Consider the following 933-nt stretch of genomic DNA (forward strand, 5'->3'; position numbering starts at 1 on the left):
ACTTTAAGATGCAAGTCATCGCATACTATGAACAAGGACATTCCGGACTTGCCGCTAGTGAGAAATTCAATGTAAATCCAAAGTTTGTTCTTAAATGGGTGAAGCAGTATCAAAGCGGTGGTATCAATGCTATAAGACCAAAGACAACTAAAGCCACGTACAGTAGTGAGTTTAAACTTAACGTACTAACCACCATGCTTGAAGAAGGTTTGAGTCAATCTGAGGTGGCACTGAAGTTTAACATCAGCTCACCGGCGCTTATTAGTCATTGGCACAAAGCATATCGAAAGCACGGCATGTTTGGACTAACTCCCAAACCTAAAGGTAGAACCGCCATGAGTAAACCGTTTATCACAGACAAGCCAGATGATGAAAAGAGCTTAGCAGAGCTTAAGCGTGAGAATGAGTACCTACGTGCGGAGAACGCCTACCTAAAAAAGCTGGATACCTTGCTAAAGGAAAAGAAACAAGCTTTGACAAAGCAAGGCTCATCGAAGGACTAAGGCAAGATCACCCTTTATCAGCTTTACTAGAGATCGCCAAGATACCTAAGAGCGTCTTTTACTATCATAGAGCAAGGCTTGAGCGTGGTGACCAATACACTGAATTAAAACAGCGTATTGCCAAGCTGTATCATCAGCACAAAGGCAGGTACGGCTATCGCAGAATAACGGTAGCGCTAAAGCAGTTAGGCAGTCATTACAACCACAAGCTCATCGCTAAGCTGATGCGTAACATGACCCTTAGTGCCAAGATAAGACGTCAGAAGTACCGTTCTTATAAAGGACAACAAGGTAAGATTGCAAAGAACCATTTAAAGCGCCAGTTTACTGCAGATAAACCGAACACACGCTGGCTCACCGACATTACTGAGTTTAAGGTAGGTGATCATAAGCTATATTTATCGCCGATACTCGATTGTTATAACAATGA

1 protein-coding gene and 2 pseudogenes are annotated in these 933 nt (G+C 42.7%); all 3 read left to right on the plus strand.

Features of this window, described 5'->3' with window-relative positions:
* Nucleotides 1-503: helix-turn-helix domain-containing protein (locus ACFI32_RS14800; protein WP_462627386.1), on the plus strand; the 503-nt coding region annotated here is incomplete at its 5' end.
* A 125-nt stretch (nt 504-628) separates the two neighbouring features.
* Nucleotides 629-709, plus strand: a pseudogene (locus ACFI32_RS14805) (IS3 family transposase); the annotation flags it as partial.
* A gap of 27 nt (nt 710-736) precedes the next feature.
* Nucleotides 737-933: pseudogene (locus tag ACFI32_RS14810) on the plus strand (IS3 family transposase); the annotation flags it as partial.

The organism is Psychrobacter sp. PSi21, assembly GCF_054960615.1.